The sequence below is a fragment of the Dellaglioa sp. CoH-55-MRSF-6 genome (assembly GCF_056782215.1).
This window is the reverse complement of record NZ_JBXAYJ010000033.1, coordinates 1-285: the sequence shown is the minus strand read 5'-3', so window position 1 is coordinate 285 and position 285 is coordinate 1. Positions and strand designations below refer to the sequence as shown.

Sequence of the window (285 nt, the reverse complement as noted above, 5' to 3'; positions counted from 1 at the left end):
CTCCAGAAGGGTTCGACCCGCGAGGGCACGGCGGGTGCGCACGAGGTCCGCGATGCGCGGATCGGCCGAACCGGCGAATGCGAGCGTGGTACGGCCCCGCCCGAGAAGGTGCTCCACCTGAAGGCGCGGTCCTTCGACATACCGGAGACCCTCCTCGGCGTCCTCCGATTGGTCCTCGAGCACGGTCGCGATCACGTGCTGCACTCCACTGTCGCGGATGTCCGAGACCGTCTTGCGGGGGAGAGGCGCCATCCCGAGGACCACATCCGGGCGCAGCGTCTCCCA

At 69.5% G+C, this 285-nt stretch carries 1 protein-coding gene; it reads right to left on the bottom strand.

Going from position 1 to position 285, the window contains the following annotated elements:
* Positions 1–285: hypothetical protein (locus AC1RPK_RS07690; RefSeq protein ID WP_481769344.1), on the bottom strand; the 285-nt coding region annotated here is incomplete at both ends.